Here is a 25,592-nt window from a genome sequence, read left to right as displayed (position 1 = left end):
AAATTCAATTTTTTGAAATAAAAAATCCGTCTCGTTAGTTTAACGAGACGGATTTTTAATAAAATTTGAAAGGGAATTACACCTTCATAATTTCAGCTTCTTTCACTACTAAAAGTTCATCAATTTTACGGATATAACTATTGGTTAAGTTTTGAACTTCTTCTTCGGCACTTTTACAAATGTCCTCGGAAGTTCCTTCTTTTTCTAATTTTTTAATATCTGTATTCGCATCCTTTCTTGCATTTCTAATTCCAACTTTGGCATCTTCTGCTTCAACTTTGGCTTGTTTGGCAAGATCGCGTCTTCTTTCCTCAGTCAATGCAGGAACACTGATAATAATTACATCACCGTTGTTCATCGGATTGAAACCAATATTGGCCACCATAATTGCTTTTTCAATTACTTGTAGCATATTTTTTTCAAAAGGTTGCAGTGTAATTGTTCTAGCATCAGGAACACTAATTTTTGATACTTGAGAAAGTGGCGTTGCAGATCCGTAATAATCTACAAATACACTTCCAAGCATGGCCGGAGAAGCTTTTCCTGCACGAATATTCAAAAATTCTTTTTCTAAATGCGCAATAGAACCCGTCATGGATTCTTTAGTACTATCTAATATAAATTCAATTTCTTCAGTCATAATTTAGGTTTTTAGATCTTTAGACTTATTACGTTTTTAGATTTTTTTTAGATTTTTAGTGTTGCTAATCATCTTGTTTGTCTATCTAAAAATCTAAGGAGTCTAACATTCTATTATATATTTACTACAGTTCCTATATTTTCTCCTTCGCAGATTTTCAATAAGTTTCCTACTTTATTCATATCGAAAACAACGATTGGTAATTTATTTTCCTGGCTTAATGTAAATGCAGTCGTATCCATTACATTCAATCCTTTTTTAAGGACATCTTCAAAGGAAATGAAATCGAATTTCACGGCTGATGCATTTTTTTCTGGATCGCAATCATACACACCATCTACACGAGTTCCTTTTAAAATCACATTGGCATTTATTTCAATACCACGTAAAACCGCTGCAGTATCCGTTGTGAAATATGGATTTCCGGTTCCGGCTCCAAAGATTACGATTCTTCCTTTTTCCAGATGACGATCTGCTCTTCTTTTAATATAAGGTTCTGCTATGGATTCCATTTTCAGCGCCGTTTGCAAACGGGTTTTCATACCTTTTTCTTCCAGTGCGCCTTGTAATGCCATTCCGTTGATCACGGTGGCTAGCATTCCCATATAATCTCCTTGAACTCGATCCATTCCTGCGCTCGCTCCGGCAACTCCTCTAAAAATATTTCCACCACCTATTACAATAGCGATTTCTACTCCTTTATCATGAATTTGCTTGATTTCGTCAGCATATTCAGCAAGTCTTTTAGGGTCAATTCCGTATTGCAAGTCGCCCATTAAAGCTTCGCCACTTAGTTTCAGAAGAATTCTTTTGTATTTCATGTGTGTGTTGAGTTGATTGGTGCAAATATAGAATATTCTTTTTTTTTAATATAATGTTGCTTAAATTTTATAAACTAAGTTTTTCATACGATTTTTTTGCGGCTTCATAACCAATGTTAAAAACCGCATTCATCTTTACTTTACTGGTTTCAAAGGTGCTATAAAGACACAAATCCTTTGGTTCAATAACCCAGTCGCAAATATTAAATTTATGCATATTTGAATTTGCCGAAAGTATATCAAAAGCCCGCGTCGTCACTGCCTTGATGGAACGCAAATCTTTGGCTTCAATTTTCTGAATCGGACTTACATAAACTCCTATTACGGTATCACATTGCCCTTGTAAAATATCAGTAGGAAAATGGTTTAATATCCCACCGTCACTGTATATACTCCCTTCGATTTCATACGGAGACAAAATTCCCGGAAAGGCAGAAGAGGCTAAAATGGCGTCAACGATTTTTGTACTGGGAGCAAATATTTTTAGTTTTCCCCGAACCATGTCAGTTGCTGTAATTTGAATTGGAATTTTCAAATCGCTCAAAACGGCATCGCCAAAAATACTGTGAAAATAAAAACGGAAGGATTCGGAATCAATTAGTCCTGCTTTTTTGAAAGTCAGATGTTTCCAATGAAAAAGATAAATAGACTTGAAAAATTCCAAAATTTCTTCAGGTGTTTTTCCCCAAGCATACAAGGCACCTACGATTGATCCCGCGCTAGTTCCCGCAATTTGACACGGTTTGATGTCTTGTTCTTCCAGAAATTTAATCACCCCAGCATGTGCTAACCCTTTAGATCCACCACCGGAAAGAACCAGTCCTATTGATTTTGTTTTTAAATCCATCATTATTATTTGTCATAAAATTACTCTTTTTGCGGAATTGAAAGTGATAGATATCATATTAATGCTTCTTTTTTATGGTAACTTTGTGAAAACAAATAATTCATTATGAAAATTCCAGTAGCCAAAGCATTGTTTAATAGCCATTCGTATTCTGAATACAGAAAACTTATTATAGATTTATTACTTGAAAAAAAATCAACCGGTGAAGAACAATCAGAAGATTTAACACATTACAGTGAACTAAACGAAACCCGAATGCATCGTCTTGATAAAACGATTCAAATATCAGAAGAGATTATTCAGAAATTAAAATCCTTGAAAAGTGAATATATTTGGTTAGTGATTTCTGAAGGTTGGTGTGGAGATGCCGCTCAATTATTGCCAATTATCAATAAGATGGCAGTAGAATCCGGCAAAATTGATTTAAGAATTGTGTTGCGCGATGAAAATGAAGAATTGATGAAGTTGTTTTTAACCAATAAAAAGCAAGCGATTCCAATACTGATTGTCGTAGATAAAGAAACGGGAAGTGTGCTGGGAAATTGGGGTCCGAGACCTAAAGCTGCCGCGAATTTAGTTGCTGATTATAAAAAAGAATTTGGTGTTATTGATGAAACTTTAAAAACTAACTTGCAATTATGGTATCTGCACGATAAAGGAATTAGTACTCAAGATGAAATAATTAATTTAATGCAGACGCTATAGTTTAAATTCAAACTGCGTGTAAACTTCTTAAAATCAAACAATTAATTTTTTTGTATTAAAAAAAAATTGTATATTAGTAATCTGAAAACCAAGTCTGCTATTTGATTTACTTTTTTGTTGGTGTTTAAAAATATTGTTTAACAATTTAAATAACATCGCTATGAAAAAGCTATTTGAAAAGGTTTACGATTATTTGTCTAATTTACTATTTGGAGGTAAGAACATACCTCATTATTAAATTAATTTGGCGTAGCCAAGTAGAAAAAAGAGTATGGATTAACAGTACTTTAATTTTAGAAAAAACACATAATAAATCCAATTTTGTATTTATCATGTGTTTTTGCTTTTTATTCGAAGGGAGGATTTAGAAAGTATTCTTTAAAAAGTGATTAAAGAAAGTCCTAAACTGATGCTTCCAGTATCTTTTTGATTATTAATAGGAATCGCGTAATGGCTTAGTTCAATAAATATAATCAAATCGTCAGGTGTTTGAATACCCAAACTTATTTTTTTATACTCTCCCATTAAATCCCCGCGACCTAGCGCCATTGCTTTTCCTAAACCCAGTTGTAATGCAATTCGAGTATCCTCACTAATTTTTGGACTTAACTTTAGATTTGCAAAAACTGGAACAATAACTAATTTTTCGGTCCATTGCCAGTCTATTCCAGTATTGATTCCTAAAGCAATCCATTTGTTGTAATGTACTCCATAACCTATTTTAGTGTTTAGTCCATCGGGCAGGAACCAAGAGCTGTTTTTGTTGCCATTCGCAACTGTTTCTTCACGTTCCGGATTTCCTTTAATAGGAATGGCTACATCAAATTGAATGTAGGTAAATTTTTTATTTTGGGAAAAAGCAGAAAAAGTAAAAAAAAGCGAAACGATTAAGATTCTTAAAAGTCTCAAAATATTAATTATTTGATGCTAAACTATCTTCGAAAGCGATAACATCTATGCCGTCTTTTACGTCGTAATCACCAATTTTTGTTCGGCGCAAAGCCGTTAAATGTGAACCGGAATTCATTGCTTTTCCAAAATCAAAAGCCAGTGAACGAATGTAGGTTCCTTTGCTGCAAACGACTCTGAAATCAACTTCAGGAAGTGCTATTCTGGTAATTTCAAATTCATGAATAGTTGTTTTTCGGGTCGCAATTTCAATGGTTTCTCCTGCTCTGGCATGTTCGTATAAGCGAACACCATCTTTTTTTATAGCAGAATATATAGGTGGTTTTTGATCGATTTCGCCTAGAAATTGTTTGACAGTTTCATGGATTAAAGCTTCGTCAATATGTTCTGTTGGGAAAGTTTGGTCGATTTCCGTTTCTAAATCATACGAAGGCGTTGTGGCTCCAATATAAAACGTTCCAGTGTATTCTTTAGCCTGACCCTGAAGTTCGGTGATTCTTTTGGTGAATTTTCCTGTACAAACTAATAACAATCCAGTTGCCAAAGGATCCAAAGTTCCGGCGTGACCAATCTTGAATTTTTTTGGCAGATTCAGTTTGGTTATTAAAGCCCATTTCAATTTATTCACCGCCTGAAAGGAAGTCCAATTCAAGGGTTTATCGATGAGTAAAATTTGTCCATCTTGGTAATCTTCGGCTGTCTTCAAAGGAATTTATTTAAAGTATGAAAAGTAAATCAATAAAAAGATTCCTACGATTATTCGGTACCAACCCCAAGGCTTGAAGCCGTATTTTTTGATGATTTCAATGAAGAATTTAATGGCTATAATGGCAACAATAAAAGCAACAACGTTTCCTATCAAGAACAATTGTATGTTTTCGTTTGATTTTAAAATCAATTCGTAGCCTTTCATTTGTGAAGACTCGTAGGTTTTTAAGAACACGGAATAACAGGTAACTGCCATCATGGTGGGGACTGCTAAAAAGAAAGAGAATTCCGCTGCGGCATGACGCGTTAATCCTTGTTGCATTCCTCCAATGATTGAAGCGGCAGAACGACTTGTTCCCGGCATCATTGCTAAACATTGCCAAAAACCGATGGTTACTGCTTTTTTAATGGTGATGTCTTCCTCTTTAAGAACCGTTGGACTTTGAAAACGACTGTCAATAAACAATAAAATGATTCCACCTAAAATCAATACAATCGCAATGGGAATTGGATCTCCTAGAACGGCTTCAATCTTATCGTCGAATAATTTTCCTAAAACCAAAGCAGGAATTACGGCGCAAATCAGTTTTATGTAAAAGTTGATGGCAACACTTTTTGAAGAGAAATCGAAAAATTTCTTCCAATACAAAGCGACAACGGCCAAAATGGCTCCAAATTGAATAGAAACCTGAAATAGTTTCACAAAATCATCCTCTTGAATTCCAAAATAAGAACTTAGAAAAACCATGTGAGCAGTCGAGGAAACAGGAAGATATTCGGTTAGTCCTTCTATAACAGCAATTAAAAATGCTTGTAGTGTATTCATTTATGCGTTTTTGGGATTCTTAAGAATGGCATAAATAGTAATTCCAAAACCGATTAAAACGGTTGTTGGCGCCAATCGGATTCTTCTGAAATTGAAAATGTCTTCACTAAACACATTTGGATCGTCACTTCCACCGCCTGACATTAGAATAAATCCCAAAGCAATAACTCCAATCCCAATTAATAAGATTTTGTAATTTATTTTATCAAAAAGAAATTCTGGTTTCTGTTCGTTGTTTTTCATAAAGTCATTGCGAGGAACGAAGCAATCTTATTCCTCATTATTAAAATTAATAAAGATCGTCTGTTCTTAAATTCAAGAAACGCTGTGTTGCAAAATACGTGCTTAACCAAGTAATTAAAACGCCAATTCCTAAAACTGCCAATAATACCAAGCCAATCATAGTTTTGTCTTCTAAAATACCAAGATTTGGAAAACTGGTTTCAACATAAATCAAAACGCCAATTAATGCTAAAACCGCCAAAACGGCACCTATCATTCCCAATTTTATGCTTCGCATTACAAAAGGTTTTCTGATAAAGGCTTTGGTAGCACCTACCATTTGCATGGTTTTAATGATAAATCGGTTCGAATGTATCGATAAACGTAACGAACTATTGATTAGTAATACGGCAATAACAGCAAGGAATCCGCTGATTATTAAAATCCACATACTCACTTTTTTGATGTTATCGTTTACTAAATTCACTAATTGTTTGTCATATACAATATCCGAAATCATAGTATTTTTGCGCAAGCCAGCTTCAATTTTTGTGATACTGTCCTTAATTACATAATCTCCTTTCAAGTGAATATCGTAGGAGTTTTGCAATGGATTTTCACCTAGAAATTCCATAAAATCCTCACCAATAATATCCGTATGTTCTTTAGCGGCAGCTTCTTTGGTCACATAAGTGTATGATTTCACAAATGGACTTGCTTTTATTTGGGTTCCAAAAGCTTTCACAATGCTGTCATTGGCTTCATTCTTGAAAAAAACCGTCATGGCAATATTTTCTTTGAAATCGTTGGCTAATTTTTTAGAATTTATAATAAAAAGTCCCAATATTCCCAATAGAAACAAAACTAAGAATACACTTAGCACTACTGAAAAATAAGAGGAAATTAACCGGCGTTTTTGAAAATTATCAAAGGAAGAACTCATAGTTTACTAAAATTATTGGGTAAAAATAATAAAGAATTTCTTTATTTAAAGTTAATAACGCTCAAAGTTTCAACTTTCGTACAATAAACGTAAATTTGGCACCTGAAAATAATCATTGCCAGAAAAAATGAAAGAAACTGACTTAGCCAGTTTCTCTGAAGCTTATACTATGAAATACAATCCAAACGAAATTGAAGCCAAGTGGCAAAAATATTGGTTAGAAAACCAAACATTTAAAGCCGAGAACAACTCAGAAAAACCTAAATATTACGTACTTGACATGTTTCCTTATCCTTCCGGAGCGGGATTGCACGTGGGACATCCGTTAGGATATATTGCCTCTGATGTGTATTCAAGATACAAAAGACATCAAGGTTTTAATGTGTTGCACCCCATGGGCTACGACAGTTTTGGGTTGCCAGCGGAACAATATGCGATACAAACGGGACAACGCCCAGAAGATACAACTTCGGTAAATATTGACGGTGGAACGGATAAAGAAGGAAATAAAATTGCCGGATACAGAAAGCAATTGGACAAAATTGGATTTTCGTTCGATTGGAGCAGAGAAGTCCGCACTTCAAATCCGGATTATTATAAGCATACACAATGGATTTTCATCCAATTATTCAATTCTTGGTACAATAAAAACAGCGATAAAGCCGAAGATATTTCGACTTTGGTTTCCATTTTTTCGACAGAAGGAAATGCAAATGTCAACGCCGTTTGTGATGAAAATATCGAAGGTTTTACAGCAAATGAATGGAATGTTTTTGCAAAAGAACAGCAGGAGAAAATTTTGCTACAATACAGATTGACTTATTTAGCCGAGACTGAGGTGAACTGGTGTCCGGGATTAGGAACGGTTTTGGCAAATGATGAAATCGTAAATGGTGTTTCGGAGCGAGGTGGCTTTACGGTTGTTCGTAAAAAAATGACGCAATGGAGCATGCGAATTTCGGCTTATGCAGAACGTTTATTACAAAGTTTAAATGATATTGATTGGAGCGAAAGCATCAAGGAAAGCCAAAGAAACTGGATTGGAAAATCGGTTGGTGCTACTGTGGAATTCAATGTTCAGAATTCAGAAGCTAAAATTGCGGTTTTCACAACGCGTCCCGATACTATTTTCGGCGTTACGTTTATGACATTGGCTCCGGAACACGAATTAGTTTCTCAAATTACAACTGCAGAACAAAAAGCGGAAGTGGATGCCTATATAGAAAAAACCTCAAAACGTTCCGAAAGAGAACGTATGGCTGATGTAAAAACTATTTCTGGAGTATTTACCGGAGCGTATGCAGAACATCCGTTTACTAAAGAACAAATTCCAGTTTGGATTGGCGATTATGTTTTGGCGGGTTACGGAACAGGCGCAGTTATGGCGGTTCCTTGTGGCGATGAAAGAGATTATGCTTTTGCGAATTTCTTCAAAGGTCAAATCGGAATGCAAGAAATCAAGAACATTTTTGACAAAGATATTTCTGAAGCTGCTTTTGGAGCCAAAGAAGGTTTTCAATTAGTAGATTCGAACTTTCTTAATGGATTAGATTACAAAAAAGGAACTCAAAAAGTAATTGAAGAATTAGAAAAATTAAATCAAGGAAAAGGAAAAACAAATTACCGTTTGCGTGATGCTGTTTTCTCTCGCCAGCGTTATTGGGGAGAACCGTTTCCGGTATATTACGTGAATGGCTTGCCGCAAATGATTGATGCGCAACATTTGCCAATCATCCTTCCGGAAGTAGAAAAATATTTACCAACCGAAGACGGTTTACCGCCTTTAGGAAACGCTACGGTTTGGGCTTGGAATACCGAAACGAATTCAGTAGTTAATACGGATTTAGTCGACAACAAAACAATATTTCCTTTAGAATTGAACACGATGCCAGGTTGGGCGGGTAGTTCTTGGTATTGGATGCGCTATATGGATGCGCATAACGAAAACGAATTTGCGAGCAAAGATGCTTTGGCGTATTGGGAAAGCGTTGATTTATACATTGGCGGAAGCGAACACGCTACAGGTCATTTATTGTATTCTCGTTTTTGGAATAAATTCCTAAAAGACAAAGGTTTTGCGCCAACCGAAGAACCATTCAAAAAACTGATCAATCAGGGAATGATTTTGGGGATGAGTGCGTTTGTGCTTCAATCTTATCACGAAACAATTCAAATAGAACCAATATACCTTTCAAAAGATTTATTGGACCTTTCAGATACCGAATCTGATCACTTTGAAATTAAAGATAAATTCTATTTAGACAAGAAATTATCTATTGAAGAAATTTCAAAAATTAAGTTTAGATATATTCACGTGGATATTTCATTGCTCAAAAATGAAAATGAAATAGATTTAGAAAAATTAAAAAATTCGAGAGAAGAATTTAGAAACGCCCTTTTTATTCCGAACGGAAAAAAAGAATTTAGAGTTCTCCGCGAAGTTGAAAAAATGTCGAAATCCAAATACAATGTCGTAACGCCGGATGATATTTGTACTGAATACGGAGCGGATACGTTGCGTTTGTACGAAATGTTTTTAGGACCATTGGAACAAGCAAAACCTTGGAACACAGCAGGAATTTCTGGAGTTTTTGGTTTCTTGAAAAAACTGTGTCGTTTGTATTTTGATGAAAATGGTTTGATTGTGACCAATGACGCACCAACCAAAGACAACTTAAAATCATTACACAAAACGATTAAAAAAGTAGCGGAAGATATTGAAGGTTTCTCTTTTAATACATCAGTTTCTCAGTTTATGATTTGTGTGAATGAATTGTCTACGCAAAATTGTCATTCTCGTGCAATATTGGAACCTTTAGCTATTGTGATTTCGCCGTATGCGCCTCACATCGCCGAAGAGTTATGGTCGTTGTTAGGAAATAAGGGTTCGATTGCAACGGTTGCTTTTCCTGTTTTTGAAGCTAAATATTTAGTGGAGAGCGAAAAGGAATACCCAGTTTCTTTCAATGGAAAAATGCGTTTCACGATGGTTTTACCTTTGGATTTAACCAAGGAACAAATCGAAGAAATCGTAATGAAAGACGAAAGAACCATCAAACAATTAGAAGGCAGAACGCCTAATAAGGTGATAATTGTTCCGGGGAAAATTATCAATTTGGTGGGATAATTATCCAATATTGCAATAATCATATTAATCCAAATTCTATTTTTAGAATTTGGATTTTTTAATTCTAATCAATAAAAATCTGCGCAAATCCGTTTCATCTGCGTTATCCGTGTTCCATTTCACCAATGCCAAATTGACAAAATAAAAAATTGGTTCAGATTTTGATAATTCTTTTATAACTTTAACAATACAATTAAAAAACAAAAATATGGGAATGGGTTATTTGATTCTTGCCGGAGCAATTATGCTTTTCAGCTGGTTAGTTAGTTCAAGACTAAAAAGTAAATTTGAACATTATTCTAAATTACAATTACAAAACGGAATGTCAGGCGCAGAAATCGCCGAAAAAATGCTTGCCGATAACGGAATTCGCGATGTAAGAGTGATCTCTACGCCGGGACGTTTGACGGATCATTACAATCCAGCAGATAAAACGGTAAATCTAAGTGAGGCGGTTTACAACCAACGCAATGCTGCTGCGGCAGCGGTTGCGGCGCACGAATGTGGTCATGCCGTACAACACGCTGTGGGGTATCAATGGCTTACGATGCGTTCCAAGTTAGTGCCTGTGGTGAATGTGGCATCAACGTACATGCAGTGGATTTTGCTTGCCGGAATCTTAATGATGAAAACTTTTCCGCAATTATTATTGGTAGGGATTATCATTTTTGCAGCAACCACTTTGTTTTCGATAGTTACTTTACCAGTCGAATATGATGCGAGTAATCGTGCATTGGCTTGGTTGGAAAACAAAAGAATGCTGACGCAACAAGAACAAGCGGGAGCTAAGGATTCCTTGAAATGGGCTGCCCGAACGTATGTCGTGGCTGCTTTAGGATCAATTGCTACGCTGTTGTATTACGTTTCCATTTATATGGGCGGAAGCAGAAGAGATTAGTCTGTTAGATATTTAGACTGCTTAGATAATTAGAAAAGCCGTTTGTTTGTAAGCAAACGGCTTTTTATTTGTGCATATGATCTAACAATCTAACAATCTAAAAATCTAAAGTTGAATCTGTCTGTCGATTTGTTGGTCTAAGGAAATGAAGGTTTCCGTTCTGGAAACGCCTTCTATCGCTTGGATTTTTGTATTGAGCAACTGCATTAAATGTTCATTATCGCGACAGATAATTTTTATCAGAATCGACCAGTTTCCTGTGGTGTAATGGCATTCCAATACTTCAGGAATTTTCTTTAAATCACGAACTGCTTCTGGATTTCGGGCGGCTTTGTCCAGATAAATCCCAACAAAAGCCATTGTGTTATAACCCAGAATTTTATTATTTACCGTGAATTTTGATCCCGAAATGACGCCGGACTGCTCCAGTTTTCGCAAACGTTGATGAATTGCCGCTCCTGAAATCCCTATTTTATTGGCGATTTGAAGAATTGGTTTTCGGGCATCTTCCATCAGGTCGCGTAAAATCTCTTTATCGATGCCGTCAATTTCTACTACTAGGGAATTGATTTTCATGAGTTGTTATTTTAAACTAAAATATTAAATTTAGTTTGAATTGGAAATCAAATTTAAGTAAAAAACGATTAGTGTAAAGAGTAAGTTGCATTTTTTATAATTTACGCCATAAAAAAAAGCCATTCGGATTGCGAATGGCTTTAATTGTATCTAAAAAGTATTTTCTTTATTTTCCTTTATTGGCTTCAATAATGTATTTTTCCAAAGCCATTGTCATAGAAGGTGTTGCTGGTGTTGGTGCAAGAATATCCACTCTCAAACCGTGATCCAATGCTTCTTTTTGAGTTGTACTCCCAAAAACGGCAATTCGGGTGTCGTTTTGTTCGAAATCAGGAAAATTCATGAATAATGATTTTATTCCGGTTGGGCTAAAGAAAGCCAAAACATCATAATATACATCGGCCAAATCGGATAAATCACTCATTACGGTTCTGTAAAAAACGGCTGGAGTCCAATCTACTTTTAGTGCGTTGAGCGTTATTGGGGCATCGGCATTCAATTGGTCTGAAGCAGGTAATAAGAATTTTTCGTCTTTATATTTTTTAATCAGCGGAGATAAATCAGCAAAATCTTTTGGCCCAACGTAAATTTTACGTTTTCTGTACACAACGTATTTTTGCAGGTAAAAAGCAATAGCTTCTGATTGGCAGAAGTATTTTAATCCTTCAGGAACTTTGTAACGCATTTCATCAGCTACTCTGAAAAAGTGGTCAACAGCATTTTTACTCGTTAAAATTATCGCGGTGTAATGGTTGAGATCGATTTTTTGAAGTCTAATCTCTTTTGCATTAACTCCTTCTACATGAATAAAAGGTCTGAAATCAATTTTTACTTTATGCTTTTGTTGAAGTTCAAAGTAAGGTGAGTTTTCCACCTTAGGCTCAGGTTGTGACACCAAAATTGTTTTCACTTTCATATTTAACGTTTTCTAAGCACTCCCTTTTGTAAACCAATAATACATAAAATAATAGGGAGCTATTTCGAGAGCGCAAAGATATAAAATAAAATAAAACAACTTACCGAATATTAAATTTTGATAATTTTTTATTGAAATAAAATATGTTAAAGCGTTGATGAGTAATATCATAGCTATAATCACTAATGGAATATTTCTTGAAAAGGAGTCGTAATAAAACAAAATTATATTGAATGGAAGTATGAATAATCCAATATAAGTTCTGTAAGTTACCTTTTGAAGGTTAAACTGCTCCATAAATTCTTCGATATTGAAGGAAGTAGCAATTATTTTTTCAATTAAATATTTCGATAAAATGAAGAAAACCAGAAACGTAAATATCTGGATGTAAAGCAGCCAATCTGTTTTTGAGGCATTGCCAAAATAACTCAGCGAAATTTGAATAAAAAATGCAAGAGAAATCACTTGGACAAAAAATAATGCGACAGTAAATCCACTTTTTAAATGGCTGCTGTCTCTGTACACTTTGGTGTATTTATTCGAAAAAATCAGATTTGCAAAATCACCAAATCGATTTTCAAAAATAGATTTGGTGATCGCAATAATAGCAAATGACAGAACGAAAAGCACGGTTGCCCAGTCTTTGTTCTCAGTTATTCTTGGATGAAGTATAGTTTCGATCATAACGCTGCAAAATTACTAATTTTTCCATCATTCTTTTTATTATAATTTTATTAAGGCTGAAATGGCATAAAAAGTTTACTTTTGCGGTGAAATTAGTCGAAATATGAATGATTGTATTGTTATAATTCCTACCTATAACGAAATTGAAAATATTGAAAGCATTATTCGATCGGTGCTTTCGCAACACAAACCCTTTCATGTTCTGATTATTGATGATAATTCGCCGGATCACACTGCTGATAAGGTTGTTTTACTTCAGAAAGAATTTGAAGGCCGTTTGTTTTTGGAAAAAAGAGAAAAAAAATCTGGTTTAGGAACAGCTTACGTTCATGGATTTAGATGGGCTTTGCAGCATAGATATGATTTCATTTTTGAAATGGATGCTGATTTTTCCCATAACCCCAACGATTTAGAAAAATTATACACCGCCTGTCATTTTGGTGATGCTGATTTAGCGATTGGCTCCCGTTATGTCACTGGTGTAAATGTGGTAAACTGGCCTTTGAGTCGCGTTTTGATGTCGTATTTTGCATCGGTTTATGTGCGAATGATTACGGGAATGAAAATTCATGATGCCACAGCGGGATTCGTTTGTTATAAAAGAAAAGTTTTAGAAGAGATCAATTTAGATAAAATAAAATTCGTTGGTTACGCTTTCCAAATTGAAATGAAATACAGAACATATTGTAAAAAATTTCAAATTACGGAGGTTCCCATTATTTTTACCGACCGGACAAAAGGGCAATCCAAGATGAGTAATTCAATTATAGTTGAAGCCGTTTTTGGAGTTATTGCGCTTAGATTAAAAAGATTAGTCAACACATTATAAGAAAAAGATAGGATGAATAGGGTTTTAATTAAGAATGCCAAAATAGTAAATGAAGGGGTAATTTTTGAAGGCGACGTATTAATTGAGAATGACTTAATTGTTGAAATTTCAGAAAGTATCAGTGCCAAGTTCTCCGATTGTAAAATTATTGATGCCGAAGGGAATTATCTGATTCCGGGAGCTATTGATGATCAAGTACATTTCAGAGAGCCAGGACTCACGCACAAAGGCGATATTGAATCCGAATCCAGAGCAGCAGTTGCAGGCGGAATCACTTCATACATCGAACAACCCAATACGATTCCAAATGCGGTTACTCAAGAAATATTAGAGCAAAAATATGAATTGGCTGCACAGAAATCGTATGCGAATTACTCTTTTATGATGGGTGCAACTAATGATAACTTGGAAGAAGTTTTAAAAACAAATCCAAAGAATGTGGCCGGAATCAAAATATTTTTAGGTTCCTCAACCGGAAATATGTTGGTGGATAATGAAGCAACACTAGAAAAAATATTTTCCAGTACACCCATGCTTATTGCGGTGCATTGCGAGGATGAAACTACAATACAAAACAATTTAGCGAAATACAAAGAAGAGTACGGAGAGGATGTTCCTGTTACGGTGCATCACCTAATCCGTAGCGAGGAAGCGTGTTATATTTCGTCTTCCAAAGCCGTTGCTTTAGCTAAGAGAACAGGTGCTCGCTTGCATGTTTTTCATCTTTCGACGGCCAAAGAAATGGATTTGTTTACCAACAAAATCCCTTTGGAAGAAAAGAAAATTACTGCCGAAGTTTGCGTGCATCATTTGTGGTTTACCAATGATGATTATGCTACAAAAGGCAATCTGATTAAATGGAATCCTGCGGTAAAAACAGCTAATGATAGAAAAGTGCTTTGGGAAGCCTTGCTTGATGACCGAATTGATGTGATTGCTACAGATCACGCCCCACACACTTTAGAAGAGAAAAAACAATCCTATTTGAATGCGCCCTCCGGCGGTCCATTGGTTCAACATGCTGTTGTGGCTATGTTTGAAGCGCACCACCAAGGGAAAATAAGCGTGGAGAAAATTGTGGAGAAAATGTGTCATAATCCGGCTAAAATTTTCAAAATAGAAAAACGTGGTTTTATCAAAGAAGGTTATTATGCGGATTTGGTTATCGTGAATTCAGGCTTGCCTTGGAGCGTAAAAAAAGAAAATATTTTGGCTAAGTGTGGTTGGTCTCCGTTTGAAGGTTTTACTTTTAAATCTAGAATTACCCATACTTTTGTCAACGGACAATTAGTTTACACCGCTTTTAAAGTGAAAGATATTCGTGCAGGAAAACGTTTACTGTTTGAAAGATAAATGTATCAGATGAAAAAAACCATACTATTTTTAGTAGTATTGACTTTCTTGGTAAGTTGCAAAGAGGAAGTAGTACAAAAACCAGAACGTCTTATCGAAAAAGATGTAATGCTTGATATTATGTATGATTTATCTGTTTTGGAAGCAATAAAGTATCAAAACCCTGTTTCTTTGGATACTTTTAAAATAAATCCAAGAGATTTTATTCTAAAAAAATATAAAGTCGACAGCCTTCAGTTTGCTAAAAGTAATGTGTATTACGCATCAGATTATGAAGATTATAAATTGATGTTTGAGCAAATTACAAAACGATTGGAAACCACTAAAAAAAGTGCCGATTCATTAGTAACTGTCGAAAAAAAGAAAAAGAAACCGGTTCTTCAAAACAATAAAAAACCAGCTCCAATTGTTGGTGACACTACAAAATTGAAATAGAAAAATTGCAGATTTTTACAATTTCGAAATGTCTTTTATGTAGTGGTGGATGTCGATGAAATCAGTTTTCAATTGGTCTTTAATCTTCTGATTTGAATAGGTGTTTTCCGAGTAAGAAGCTCTTGCAGTGGCTTGCGATAATTTTCTCTTTTGTTGAAAAACATTTGAAACAAACCAATCCAATCTCCAGAGTATTTCCATAAAAAAAGGTTTTGCGTGAATTTCAGGTCGTTTCACGTCGAGTGCATCAGCCATGGCATTCAAAATGTCACGAAAAATACTATTATCTGCAATCAAAGTAAAGCGTTCGTTTTTGATTTCGCTTTCCATCAACTCATGCGCCATTCGAACAACATCAGTAACGGCAACAAATCCTGTGGAACCCAGTGTATAAAATTTCAATCCGTTTTTTACTTTCGTAAAAAGTTGTCCGCTACCTTGCTCTCTAAAGCCGGGTCCGAGAATTACGCCTGGATTTACAATTATTACCTCTAAACCTTCTTGCTGTCCGCGCCAGATTTCCATTTCGGCACCATATTTAGAAATGGCATAATCATTATGGTACTTTTCCGGATTCCATTCGGTTTCTTCGGTAATGAATTTTTCATGAGGTAGTAAATCGCCCAAAGTGGCAATGGAACTTATAAAACAAAGTTTTTTTATTTGATAGGCGATACAGAAATTTACAATATTTGCTGTGCCTTCAATATTTGTTTTTCGCAATATATCTTCATCCTTTGGATCAAAAGAAATCAAAGCGGCGCAATGATACACAGTGTCAATATTTTGAAAGGCGATTTCTAACGAAGGGACTTCGGTAATGTCTGCTTGAATCCATTCAATTTGCTCGAAAAATGCTTCCTTTTTGTACATGGAGAACAGCGACTTGGTTTTCTCTAGTGTAGCGACACTTCGATAAATGGCACGCACTTTTTCTGTCCCGATACTTTGGGATTCAATTAAATGAAGCAATAAATGTGCGCCTACTAAACCGGTTCCTCCTGTGACTAAAATCATGCTACGAAAATACGAATAATTTTTTTCGAATAACCTATTAAACAAATAACCTAATCCGCAATAAATTTTATCTTTGTGCACACGAAGCCTAAAAGGCTGAATTGACGAAAGTAAATTGATTAAAAAGATGAAGAATTTTATTGAAGAAGTAACTTGGAGAGGAATGCTCCACGATGTTATGCCCGGCACAGAAGAACATTTGATGGAACAAATGCGTGTGGCGTATGTGGGAATTGACCCAACTGCCGATTCATTGCATATAGGACATTTAGTAGGAGTGATGTTATTGAAACATTTTCAACTATCGGGACACAAGCCATTAGCGTTAGTAGGTGGTGCAACAGGAATGATTGGTGATCCATCCGGAAAATCGAATGAAAGAAATTTATTGGACGAAGCGACTTTGCGTCACAATCAAGAAGCTATAAAAGGTCAATTGGCTCGTTTTCTGGATTTTACTTCTAATTCGGCTAATGCAGCAGAATTAGTGAATAATTACGACTGGATGAAGAACTTTTCTTTTCTGGATTTTATTCGTGATGTAGGAAAACATATCACGGTAAATTATATGATGGCAAAAGATTCTGTGAAGAAACGTTTGTCTTCTGAAGCTGCCGAAGGAATGTCATTTACAGAGTTCACGTACCAATTGGTTCAAGGATATGACTTTTTGCATTTGTACAGAGAAAAGAATTGTACGTTGCAAATGGGTGGAAGTGACCAATGGGGAAATATCACAACAGGAACCGAATTAGTGCGCAGAATCGCCAGTGGAAAAGCGTACGCATTGACTTGTCCATTGATTACTAAAGCGGATGGAACCAAATTTGGAAAATCTGAAGGTGGAAATATCTGGTTGGATTCGGCTAGAACTTCTCCTTATAAATTTTACCAATATTGGTTGAATACATCTGATGTTGATGCTGAAAAATACAGCAAGATCTTTACTTTTTTATCCAAAGAAGAAATCGAAGTTTTAACTGAAAAACATAGAGAAGCACCACATTTACGTTTGTTACAAAAATGTTTGGCCGAAGAAACTACGGTAATGGTACATTCAGCGGAAGATTTAGAAAATGCGATAAAAGCATCGAATATATTGTTCGGGAATTCTACTTCAGACGATTTGAAACAATTGGATGAAGCTACTTTCTTAGATGTTTTTGATGGTGTTCCTCAAGCGGAAATCAGCAGAAACGAAATTGAAACCGGAATCAATATTGTTGACGTTTTAAACGAAAAAACGGGATTTTTAAAATCGAATGGCGAAGCTAGACGCGCTTTGACGGCTAATTCTATTTCAGTAAATAGAGAAAAAGTTGCTGAAGATTTTGTGTTTTCGACGAAAGATTTAATCAACAATCAATTTGTATTGTTGCAAAGTGGAAAGAAAAACTATTTTGTGGTGAGGGTGGTTTAAAGAACCATCAAATTACAACCTCGAATATCAGAATTATCAAAACGTCCCAATACCTCGAAAGAGTTGTTGGGATTTTTTTTGCCCAAATCCTGCGTAGCAATAAACGAACAGGAATTGATGTTGGCCAAATCGATCACATTGATTCCGCCCGTTTTTCCGTCTTGAATATAGGTCAAAGCATCTTCGGTGTCACGAATAAGTATTTGAATCCAAGAAGGGCATTCAAACACGCCGTTTCCTAAAGAATAGGCTTGCGAAAGCAATTCGGTCATTCCATATTCAGAATGTATGGCTGAAACGCCAAATCCTTTACACAATTGTTCGTGCAGTTCTTCCCGAATCATTTCTTTGCGTTTGCCTTTCATGCCGCCTGTTTCCATGATAATGGTATGCTGCAATTGAAACTGGTATTTTTCTATTAAGTCCAATAAAGCAAATGTCACTCCGATCAGGATTACATTCTGACCTGCTTCATCTAAAGCGATAAGCTTGGCAATCAATTCTTCGTGATTGTGCAGGTAAAAACCGCTTTCAGGATGATTGGAAAGTTCAATTAAATCCTTAACCATGTAAATTAAGGAGGAACCTTCCCGTTCCAGATAGGATGGAAGCAAGGCTAAAACTACATAATCTTCGATATTCCCATAAAATTCGGAAAATCCTTTCTGGTAACTTTCTTCATACAAAGTAACATCGGTAACCAGATGTTTGCTGGTTATCATTCCGGTTGTACCGCTACTGGTAAAGGTTTCCTGAATAGGATTGGTATTCGAAACCACCTGATGACTCTTAAAAAACTGAATTGGTAAAAAGGGAATCTGTTGTAGCGATTTTACTTTGTGAGGATCTGTTTTTAGAAAATCACAAAATTCCTGATAGACTAAGTTGTTTTCGTATTGGAAACGAAATACTTTCAAAGCAATTTTTTCAAATTGTTTTTGACTGGAAATAGAAAATATATCGGAGGCTGTGATCAAGAATTTTTTTTGCAAAAGTAATCAAAAATTTAAAGGCAAACCAATAACGGAATTGGATAAACTTGATTCTTAGGATTGATTCTATTTGAACAAGATATAAAAAAAGCCCCAATTGCAATTGGAGCTTTGATAGTGTATTTTTGAAATTATCGGATGATTAATTTTCTGGTCGCTGATGCTTCTTTTTCATTAATTTTTATGATGTAAACACCAGAGGATAGATTAGAAACATTTAATTCTCTTGAGCTTATCGTGGTTTGAAGTACTTTTTTTCCTAAAACATCAAAGATAATTATTTCTTTATCCAAGTCGTTTTTCGTAGAAATGTAAACTTTGCCATTACTCACAGGGTTCGGATACAAGCTTAAACCTTCTATAGTAGCGGTTTCTTGTGTTCTTGGTTGCGGTTTAGTTTCCTGAGCACTAACGCTCAGAGAAAATAAAAGAACCAATACAATAATAATATAAAAGTAGTTTTTTGCCATCAGATCATTTTGAATAGTAAATATACAAAATATATTTCAAAAAGCATACCAAAAAAAAACACCTCTCTTGAAAGAGAAGTGCCTTTTGTTTATATAAGATTTTTATTAGAATCCTACTGACCATCCAGTAGCCCAAGTTGGCATTGCAACGCCATTTCCAGCACCAGTTGCAGCACCCTCTGATGAAACAATTCCAGATACATCAGCACTTGCACCGCTAGTTGCAGGAGCAACAACATTTAAAGTACCTTTAGTTTTTGTCAATACATCAATGAAACTAATATTAACTGCTTTTAATGCAGTTGGAATAAATGCGATTGTTTCGTTGTTTTCAACATTAAAACCTGTTTTCCATCCGCTTAATACTAAATTTGTAAAAATACCTTTTGTACCTCTTCTTAATTTCATCGCGTCGTTTTCTAACCATGTACCACTTGTTGGAGCACTTCCAGGACCTACAAGAGTTAAGTTAGTAATAGTAGGGTTAGCGATGGGAGTATTAGCGTAACCTAATTCAAAATTATCTGCCTCAATTCCTCTATTTCCTTTACCAAATCCTAGTTTACCAAACCAATTTGTGTTTGTTCCAGACCATCCTTCAGTCCAGTCAAACTGATCGTCTTCGTTTCCAATAGAAATTAAGTTAGATGTATTTACAGTTCCTCCAAAGAATTCAATTCCATCGTCAGCACCATGGTAAAATTCTACGTAATCAATTTTAGTTCCAGAACCAACTCCAAATAATGAAAGTCCGTTAAATTCTTTTTCACTGTTAAAAGCAGCTCCAGCATATTCAATTCTTAAATAAGTAATTGAACCAGAATTGTCATTCGCTACAGTTCCACCGTAAGTTAAGTCAGCTACTTCAGATTGCGCAGATCCAGCTCCTCCAGTTATGCGATTAATAGGAGCTTTTCCACAAATAACCAATCCACCCCAATCTCCAGCAAATTTGGTAGCTAGACCAGATGTCATTACTACTGGTTTAGCTGCTGTACCATTTACATTTATTTTTCCTCCTTGAGCAACAGCAATGTAAGATGATGTACCTCCTGTTCCTTGAATAACTGTTCCGGCTGGAATTGTTAATGTAGCGCCATTGTTAACTTGAATTTTACCTGTTAATTTATACGTTTTTGTTGCGTCCAGAGTAACTTCACCATCGTTTATAGCTCCTTGAAAATTGTTTGCATCTGCTGTAAATGTAGATGAAGGTGGAGTGGATGGTGTAGGATTGTCATCAGATGAACAGCTAGTAATTAAACCTGCAGCTAATGTTAAAATCCCGAATAATTTTAAAGTTGATTTTTTCATGATTGTTAAATAAATTTTTTTGTTATTTACTGGTACAAAGATGCAACAAGTACTTTTTTTTGATGTTATCTAAAGATGAATGTTTGTTTAATAAAAAGCGACTTCAATATTAATTTAATGTAAATCAGATTAAGTTAATGAGCTATAGTTTATTCGATAGTATAGCTCTATTATAAATCCTATTTAATAATTAGAAATACAAAAAGAGCAGCTATTAAGCTGCTCTTTTATAATAATGTAGAATGTTGTTATTTTAAAATTGGTAATTCAAATTCAAACTTATCGTTGCTCCTTTTTTGTAAGAAAGGACGTTGACATCACCAGTATTATTTGCTTGTACCCTATTAATTGATGGGTTGAGTAGGTTTTTTGCAACTAACCCTAATCCCAGTTTTTCAGTAAGTTTAGATTTCACAACAAAATCTAGCGATCCAAAGGCTTTATCAATTAAATCTCCTTTACCACTTGTTCCAATGGCATTAACTCTATCTGAAAAATAAGAGTATGCTAAAGTTGTTGTTAAGTTACTCTTTTTATTATTCCATTCGTTAAAGAATGTTAAATCAGTATTTAATAATAGGTCAGAAGCGCCAGTGAATTGTCCTTTAGTATTTGTAAAATCAACTTGAAAATCGGTCTCTGTTTTTACTTTTTCTGAATTCAATTCTTGGTTGCTATATAGGTACGAAAGATTAATTCCAGCTGAAAGTTTCTTAGCGTTATTTGAATCGATATTAAAAAGTTCTTTTCTGTATTCAAGTTCAGCACCTGCAACATAACCATAATCTCCTGTGTTTATAAAAGAGATATCATTTGAAGATGATGATATTGTTACTTCATTCATTGGGTTCAAAATGTATTTACCAAAAGCTGTTACTGAAATTAGCTCGTTACTTTTTGGAAACATTTCCCATTTGATGTCGATATTGTAGTCGTCAGATTCGTATAAATCTTTATTTCCTACTTTTACTTGTAATACTTCTTCATAAATAAAAGGTGCTCTTTCTTTAAATTGCGGTAAAGTATACGTTTTACTCAACCCTAAACGTAAATTTTGCTTATCATTCAATTCATATTTTACAACTAAACTTGGTAAAAAAGCAGTCTTTTCTAATTGATCCTCACCAATTGATCCTAATTGGGTGTTCCACGCTACTTTTTGAGTAATTTGTTCTCCTCTAAGGCCAAGTAAGGCAGTTAATTTTTTGAATTTATATTCTGTGTTTGCAAATGCGGCATGAATCATTAAGTCACCGCCGTAAGTTTGCGGGAATAGGGCGTTAAACACTTGAGAATTTCCTCGGAAAGTAGCTATCCTAAAATTGTCGTTACTAAAATTAGCTTGGTTATAGAATAAATCTAAATTATTTGGGTCAACAATTGTGTTTGTATTTCCCTCTGTAGCTTTTACATTAAATTGTGTAGCTTGAAAACCTCTTGATTTTATTCTTTCATTTAGACCAAAAGTAACTTTCCCTAGAAAATCACCGTCTTCATTCTTGTTGAATTTGTAATCATAAGATGCGTTTGCAGCAAGTTCATCTTCTTTTAATTTTTGAAAATATCTATGATTGTCTGGAGCTGAGATACTCGATAATTGATAACCTGTAGCTTCGTTTCTAAAAATATTTTGGACTCTATCTGGCATGCTTCCATCAATAATATTGTATGAAATTCCCCAATTTAATTTAGAACGCTCTCCAATTTTATTTTCTCCTAATATCTGGTTTATCCACAAACTGTTCTTTTCATAGTTAAAACGACGAATTAAACCATTTCCGTCATTTGCAATATCTACAATATACCCGTAATATTCTTCTTTAGATTGTGTAGATGTATTGATGTAAAGTGAGTTGAAGCTTACTTTGTTGTTATTGTTTATTTTATAACCAATATTAGCCATCCCAGTAGTATTAGTTTCGTATTCTAATTCACTAAACCTATTAAAGATTTTATTAGCTACACCGTTACCGTTAACGCTTGCCTTCGCTGTACCGTTACTTTTTGCAGAAAAGTCATTCCCAAATGAAGCAGTTGCAAAAAAGCTAAGTTTTCCTTCTGAACCTATGTCAAATGACTTTCCTCCCGATATTCCAAAAGAGGAAGCTATTGGTGTATAGTCTTTCATTTGAAGCGAACCGTAATTGAATTCGGTAAGCGGGTTGTTTGGTATAGATTGTTTGGTGAAACCAAATAAGTCATAACCCTTGCGCAATTTAAAATTATCCTCAGCAATTGCATTTGTGTTTACTTTTGATCCGATATCAATTTTTAAGAATCCTTTTCCTTTATAGTCCTTAGAGATAATGTCAACATTTCCTCCTGCGAAATCACCATAGATACTGCCGTTGTAAACTTTATCAATCGATATGTATTCAACAATATCTGTTGAAAAAATCTCAAGGTTTAAGTTTTTCTTTTCTGGATCGTTTGACGGAATTGGCAAACCGTTCATGGTGGTAGAGTTGTAGCGGTCTCCTAAACCTCTGACAAATATATTTCCAGAACCTTCTTGTTTTGTTATTCCAGTAGTTTTAGTTACTGCAGTTGCTACATCACTAACTCCTTTGCGCGATAGTTCTTGTGAGCCAATACTTTGTTTTATTGCTACTGCATTTTTTTGGTCCAATAATAATGCAGTTTCCTTTTCTCTGCTAAAAGTAGCTCTCACCACAACATCTTCTAACTTGTATCCAGCAGAGCCTAGTGCTTTGTTAATAGTTACTGTTTCATCAGCAACTACCGTCACAGGAATCTCTACAGATTCATAACCTACGAAACTAAGTTGTAAAGTGTAACTTCCAGGTAGTATTGTTATGGTATATTTACCATCAATATCAGTATTGGTTCCTATATTTGTTCCTTTGATAAGAACGTTAGCAAAAGGTAATGACTGATTATTAGCATCTTTGTCTGTTAAGATTCCGGCTATCGTTCCTTTATTCTGTGCGAAAGAAACAGCAGTTATAAATAACGTTAAAAATAGTAACTTGAATTTCATTTGGTTTAATTTTTTTGCAAAGTAACGCCTGAAATGTAAAATGTAAGTTACTGACTTGTTATGGTTATGTTTTGTTTTGGGTCCAAAAATGCACCTAATATTAAATTACGGTTAACAGCTTTTCAGTACCCCAATTATTGTTACATTTACAATTCAAAAACAATTTTTGGCGCTTTATGAAGAAAAAACACACGAAGATTCTATTAGTAGACGACGAACCGGATATCTTAGAAATTGTAGGGTACAACCTCTCTGAGGAAGGATATCAAATCTTTACAGCGGCTAACGGAAAAGAAGCTGTAGCTAAAGCTAAAAAAGAAATTCCAGACCTTATTATAATGGATGTTATGATGCCAGAAATGGACGGAATGGAGGCTTGTGAAAATATTCGTAAAATCCCGGAACTCAGCAATGTTCTAATTACGTTCTTAACCGCCAGAAGTGAAGATTACTCCCAAGTTGCAGGTTTTGACGCAGGTGCCGATGATTATATTACAAAGCCCATCAAACCTAAATTATTAGTTAGCAAAGTAAAAGCTTTGTTGCGCCGATTAAAAGAAAAAGAGCAAAACAGCGAGACATTAAACGTTGGCGGAATCGAAATCAATCGCGAAGAATACAAAATTGTAAAAGATAATGTTGAAATTGCTTTGCCAAGAAAAGAATTTGAACTGTTTTATTTATTAGCTTCTAAACCAGGAAAAGTATTCAAACGCGATGAAATTCTGGATAAAGTTTGGGGTAATGAAGTGGTTGTGGGCGGAAGAACGATTGATGTTCACATCCGAAAATTACGGGAAAAAATTGGAGAAGATTTTTTCAAAACAATAAAAGGTGTTGGGTATAAGTTTGAAGTATAAATGACTATAAATTTTAAAAAAACATATCGCTTTGCCGTAAAGTCGGCGCTCTATGTCACCCTTTTTTCTACCGGATTAGTTGGTTTTCTTACCCATTGGTTTTTTAGTTTTTCCTACCAGTTTTGTTTGATTTTTGCCTTGTCAATTGCTACTTTCTCCTTTATTGTGATTCAATATCGGGTAGAACGTTTCATTTATAAAAAGGTAAAAAAAATATATGATGACGTTTCTTTATTAGAATCAAGCACTTTTAGAAATCAGCCGATAACAACGGATATGGCGACACTTACTCGTGAAGTCAAGAAGTTTGCAACTGATAAAAAGCTGGAAATAGAAACGTTAAAAGTCCGTGAAGAATATAGAAGAGAGTTTCTTGGAAACGTTTCTCACGAACTCAAAACCCCACTTTTTACGGTTCAAGGGTATTTGTCAACCTTGCTTGACGGAGCCATGAACGATAAAACAATCCGAAAAAAATACTTAGAACGTGCCGAAAAAGGTGTGGAAAGACTCATCTATATTGTTCAGGATTTAGATATGATTTCCAAACTTGAAATTGGCGACTTGAATTTAGAAATAGCTGAATTTGACATTGTTAAACTCGTTCAAAATGTATTTGATTTGCTCGAAATGAAAGCTTCCAAGAAAGATATTTTGTTGATGTTTGACATGAAATACAATAAGCCGGTTATGGTTGTTGGAGATCAGGAAAAAATTCAACAAGTGGTGATGAACTTGATTGTAAACTCCATAAAATATGGAAAATTAAAGGGTTCAACCGAAGTGAGTATCGAGGATTTGACAGATGAAAAAGTAATTGTCCGTATTACTGATAACGGAGAAGGAATAGAGAAAAAAAATATTCCTAGACTTTTTGAACGTTTTTACAGAGTGGATAAAAGTGGCGCAAGAACTGAAGGTGGTTCCGGATTGGGACTATCAATTGTAAAGCACATTATTGAAGCTCATGATGAGAAAATTTATGTAGACAGTACATTTGGTGTGGGTTCTGAATTTTCTTTTACTCTTGAAAAAGCTAAAACGACTAAAATATAATCTGAAAATATATATTTTAATAT

The 25,592-nt window shown here is 34.9% G+C and carries 25 protein-coding genes; 9 read left to right on the top strand and 16 right to left on the bottom strand.

Annotated features, from left to right (window positions below):
* Positions 1–76: 76 nt before the first annotated feature.
* The 3 genes from frr to DR871_RS02875 form a co-directional block, all read right to left on the bottom strand.
* Entirely contained in the window at positions 77–640 is a 564-nt protein-coding gene (gene frr / locus DR871_RS02885) for a ribosome recycling factor (RefSeq protein ID WP_099714201.1), read from the bottom strand.
* A gap of 113 nt (positions 641–753) precedes the next feature.
* Entirely contained in the window at positions 754–1,461 is a 708-nt protein-coding gene (pyrH, locus tag DR871_RS02880) for a UMP kinase (protein WP_113634118.1), read from the bottom strand.
* 67 nt (positions 1,462–1,528) lie between these two features.
* Entirely contained in the window at positions 1,529–2,308 is a 780-nt protein-coding gene (locus DR871_RS02875; RefSeq protein ID WP_113665465.1) for a patatin-like phospholipase family protein, read from the bottom strand.
* A gap of 105 nt (positions 2,309–2,413) precedes the next feature.
* On the opposite strand from DR871_RS02875, the gene DR871_RS02870 reads away from it, so the two are divergent.
* A complete protein-coding gene (locus DR871_RS02870; protein WP_113664937.1) occupies positions 2,414–3,013 on the top strand; it encodes a thioredoxin family protein in 600 nt (199 codons plus the stop codon).
* Positions 3,014–3,391: 378 nt separating this feature from the next.
* Here the strand turns inward: DR871_RS02870 and DR871_RS02865 are convergent, their stop codons facing one another.
* From DR871_RS02865 to DR871_RS02845, 5 genes are read right to left on the bottom strand one after another with little or no spacing between them, the layout of a single operon-like run.
* Entirely contained in the window at positions 3,392–3,922 is a 531-nt protein-coding gene (locus DR871_RS02865; RefSeq protein ID WP_242497068.1) for a hypothetical protein, read from the bottom strand.
* A gap of 4 nt (positions 3,923–3,926) precedes the next feature.
* The gene (gene truB, locus DR871_RS02860) at positions 3,927–4,628 is read right to left on the bottom strand and encodes a tRNA pseudouridine(55) synthase TruB (RefSeq protein WP_113664938.1); all 702 of its coding nucleotides are present in this window, start codon (positions 4,626–4,628) and stop codon (positions 3,927–3,929) included.
* Between the two features lie 6 nt (positions 4,629–4,634).
* The gene (locus DR871_RS02855) at positions 4,635–5,456 is read right to left on the bottom strand and encodes an undecaprenyl-diphosphate phosphatase (RefSeq protein WP_113664939.1); all 822 of its coding nucleotides are present in this window, start codon (positions 5,454–5,456) and stop codon (positions 4,635–4,637) included.
* On the bottom strand, positions 5,457–5,699 hold the full coding sequence (locus DR871_RS02850; protein ID WP_091166136.1) for a DUF3098 domain-containing protein: 243 nt from the start codon (positions 5,697–5,699) through the stop codon (positions 5,457–5,459).
* Positions 5,700–5,745: 46 nt separating this feature from the next.
* The gene (locus tag DR871_RS02845; RefSeq protein WP_113664940.1) at positions 5,746–6,621 is read right to left on the bottom strand and encodes a cell division protein FtsX; all 876 of its coding nucleotides are present in this window, start codon (positions 6,619–6,621) and stop codon (positions 5,746–5,748) included.
* 169 nt (positions 6,622–6,790) lie between these two features.
* Between DR871_RS02845 and DR871_RS02840 the strand changes: the two genes are divergently transcribed.
* Together DR871_RS02840 and DR871_RS02835 are read left to right on the top strand one after the other, a co-directional pair.
* On the top strand, positions 6,791–9,748 hold the full coding sequence (locus DR871_RS02840; protein ID WP_113665467.1) for a leucine--tRNA ligase: 2,958 nt from the start codon (positions 6,791–6,793) through the stop codon (positions 9,746–9,748).
* Between the two features lie 208 nt (positions 9,749–9,956).
* On the top strand, positions 9,957–10,646 hold the full coding sequence (locus DR871_RS02835) for a zinc metallopeptidase (protein ID WP_206531540.1): 690 nt from the start codon (positions 9,957–9,959) through the stop codon (positions 10,644–10,646).
* Positions 10,647–10,751: 105 nt separating this feature from the next.
* Here DR871_RS02835 and DR871_RS02830 read toward each other — a convergent pair whose 3' ends face one another.
* From DR871_RS02830 to DR871_RS02820, 3 genes are all read right to left on the bottom strand, one after another.
* Complete coding sequence (locus DR871_RS02830) at positions 10,752–11,222, bottom strand: Lrp/AsnC ligand binding domain-containing protein (protein WP_113634111.1); 471 nt, start codon at positions 11,220–11,222, stop codon at positions 10,752–10,754.
* Between the two features lie 166 nt (positions 11,223–11,388).
* Positions 11,389–12,138: a uroporphyrinogen-III synthase gene (locus DR871_RS02825; RefSeq protein WP_091166128.1), complete on the bottom strand. Its 750-nt coding sequence runs from the start codon at positions 12,136–12,138 to the stop codon at positions 11,389–11,391.
* Between the two features lie 12 nt (positions 12,139–12,150).
* A complete protein-coding gene (locus DR871_RS02820) occupies positions 12,151–12,822 on the bottom strand; it encodes a DUF4271 domain-containing protein (protein WP_113664941.1) in 672 nt (223 codons plus the stop codon).
* 103 nt (positions 12,823–12,925) lie between these two features.
* Here DR871_RS02820 and DR871_RS02815 point away from each other — a divergent pair, with 103 nt between their 5' ends.
* From DR871_RS02815 to DR871_RS02805, 3 genes are read left to right on the top strand one after another with little or no spacing between them, the layout of a single operon-like run.
* The gene (locus DR871_RS02815; RefSeq protein ID WP_113664942.1) at positions 12,926–13,651 is read left to right on the top strand and encodes a polyprenol monophosphomannose synthase; all 726 of its coding nucleotides are present in this window, start codon (positions 12,926–12,928) and stop codon (positions 13,649–13,651) included.
* Between the two features lie 12 nt (positions 13,652–13,663).
* On the top strand, positions 13,664–15,004 hold the full coding sequence (locus tag DR871_RS02810) for a dihydroorotase (protein WP_113664943.1): 1,341 nt from the start codon (positions 13,664–13,666) through the stop codon (positions 15,002–15,004).
* Between the two features lie 9 nt (positions 15,005–15,013).
* Positions 15,014–15,439 carry a DUF4296 domain-containing protein gene (locus DR871_RS02805; protein ID WP_113665469.1) on the top strand — a complete coding sequence of 142 codons (426 nt, stop codon included), beginning with the start codon at positions 15,014–15,016 and terminating at the stop codon, positions 15,437–15,439.
* A gap of 15 nt (positions 15,440–15,454) precedes the next feature.
* On the opposite strand, the gene DR871_RS02800 is transcribed toward DR871_RS02805, so the two are convergent.
* The gene (locus DR871_RS02800) at positions 15,455–16,456 is read right to left on the bottom strand and encodes an NAD-dependent epimerase/dehydratase family protein (RefSeq protein ID WP_113664944.1); all 1,002 of its coding nucleotides are present in this window, start codon (positions 16,454–16,456) and stop codon (positions 15,455–15,457) included.
* 127 nt (positions 16,457–16,583) lie between these two features.
* On the opposite strand from DR871_RS02800, the gene tyrS reads away from it, so the two are divergent.
* Positions 16,584–17,876 (top strand): tyrosine--tRNA ligase, encoded by a 1,293-nt coding sequence (gene tyrS / locus DR871_RS02795; RefSeq protein WP_113664945.1) that lies wholly within the window; start codon positions 16,584–16,586, stop codon positions 17,874–17,876.
* Here the strand turns inward: tyrS and DR871_RS02790 are convergent.
* The 4 genes from DR871_RS02790 to DR871_RS02775 all read right to left on the bottom strand — a co-directional run bounded on the left by DR871_RS02790 (position 17,873) and on the right by DR871_RS02775 (position 23,653).
* The gene (locus DR871_RS02790; RefSeq protein ID WP_113665470.1) at positions 17,873–18,853 is read right to left on the bottom strand and encodes a LuxE/PaaK family acyltransferase; all 981 of its coding nucleotides are present in this window, start codon (positions 18,851–18,853) and stop codon (positions 17,873–17,875) included. The two genes, tyrS and DR871_RS02790, sit on opposite strands and share 4 nt — an antisense overlap.
* A gap of 146 nt (positions 18,854–18,999) precedes the next feature.
* Positions 19,000–19,338 (bottom strand): T9SS type A sorting domain-containing protein, encoded by a 339-nt coding sequence (locus DR871_RS02785; protein WP_113664946.1) that lies wholly within the window; start codon positions 19,336–19,338, stop codon positions 19,000–19,002.
* Between the two features lie 105 nt (positions 19,339–19,443).
* Complete coding sequence (locus DR871_RS02780; RefSeq protein WP_113664947.1) at positions 19,444–20,652, bottom strand: hypothetical protein; 1,209 nt, start codon at positions 20,650–20,652, stop codon at positions 19,444–19,446.
* A gap of 253 nt (positions 20,653–20,905) precedes the next feature.
* Positions 20,906–23,653, bottom strand: coding sequence for a TonB-dependent receptor (locus DR871_RS02775; protein WP_113664948.1), 2,748 nt, complete (start codon positions 23,651–23,653; stop codon positions 20,906–20,908).
* Between the two features lie 176 nt (positions 23,654–23,829).
* Here DR871_RS02775 and DR871_RS02770 point away from each other — a divergent pair, with 176 nt between their 5' ends.
* Both DR871_RS02770 and DR871_RS02765 read left to right on the top strand, forming a co-directional pair.
* On the top strand, positions 23,830–24,513 hold the full coding sequence (locus DR871_RS02770) for a response regulator transcription factor (protein WP_113664949.1): 684 nt from the start codon (positions 23,830–23,832) through the stop codon (positions 24,511–24,513).
* Positions 24,514–25,569, top strand: coding sequence for a sensor histidine kinase (locus DR871_RS02765; protein WP_113664950.1), 1,056 nt, complete (start codon positions 24,514–24,516; stop codon positions 25,567–25,569).
* The last annotated feature ends 23 nt before the right edge of the window (positions 25,570–25,592 follow it).

The sequence above is a fragment of the Flavobacterium petrolei genome (genome assembly GCF_003314435.2).
Classification (GTDB): Bacteria; Bacteroidota; Bacteroidia; order Flavobacteriales; family Flavobacteriaceae; genus Flavobacterium; species Flavobacterium petrolei.
The sequence above is the reverse complement of the archived record's forward strand: the minus strand, read 5'-3'. Positions and strand labels throughout refer to the sequence as shown.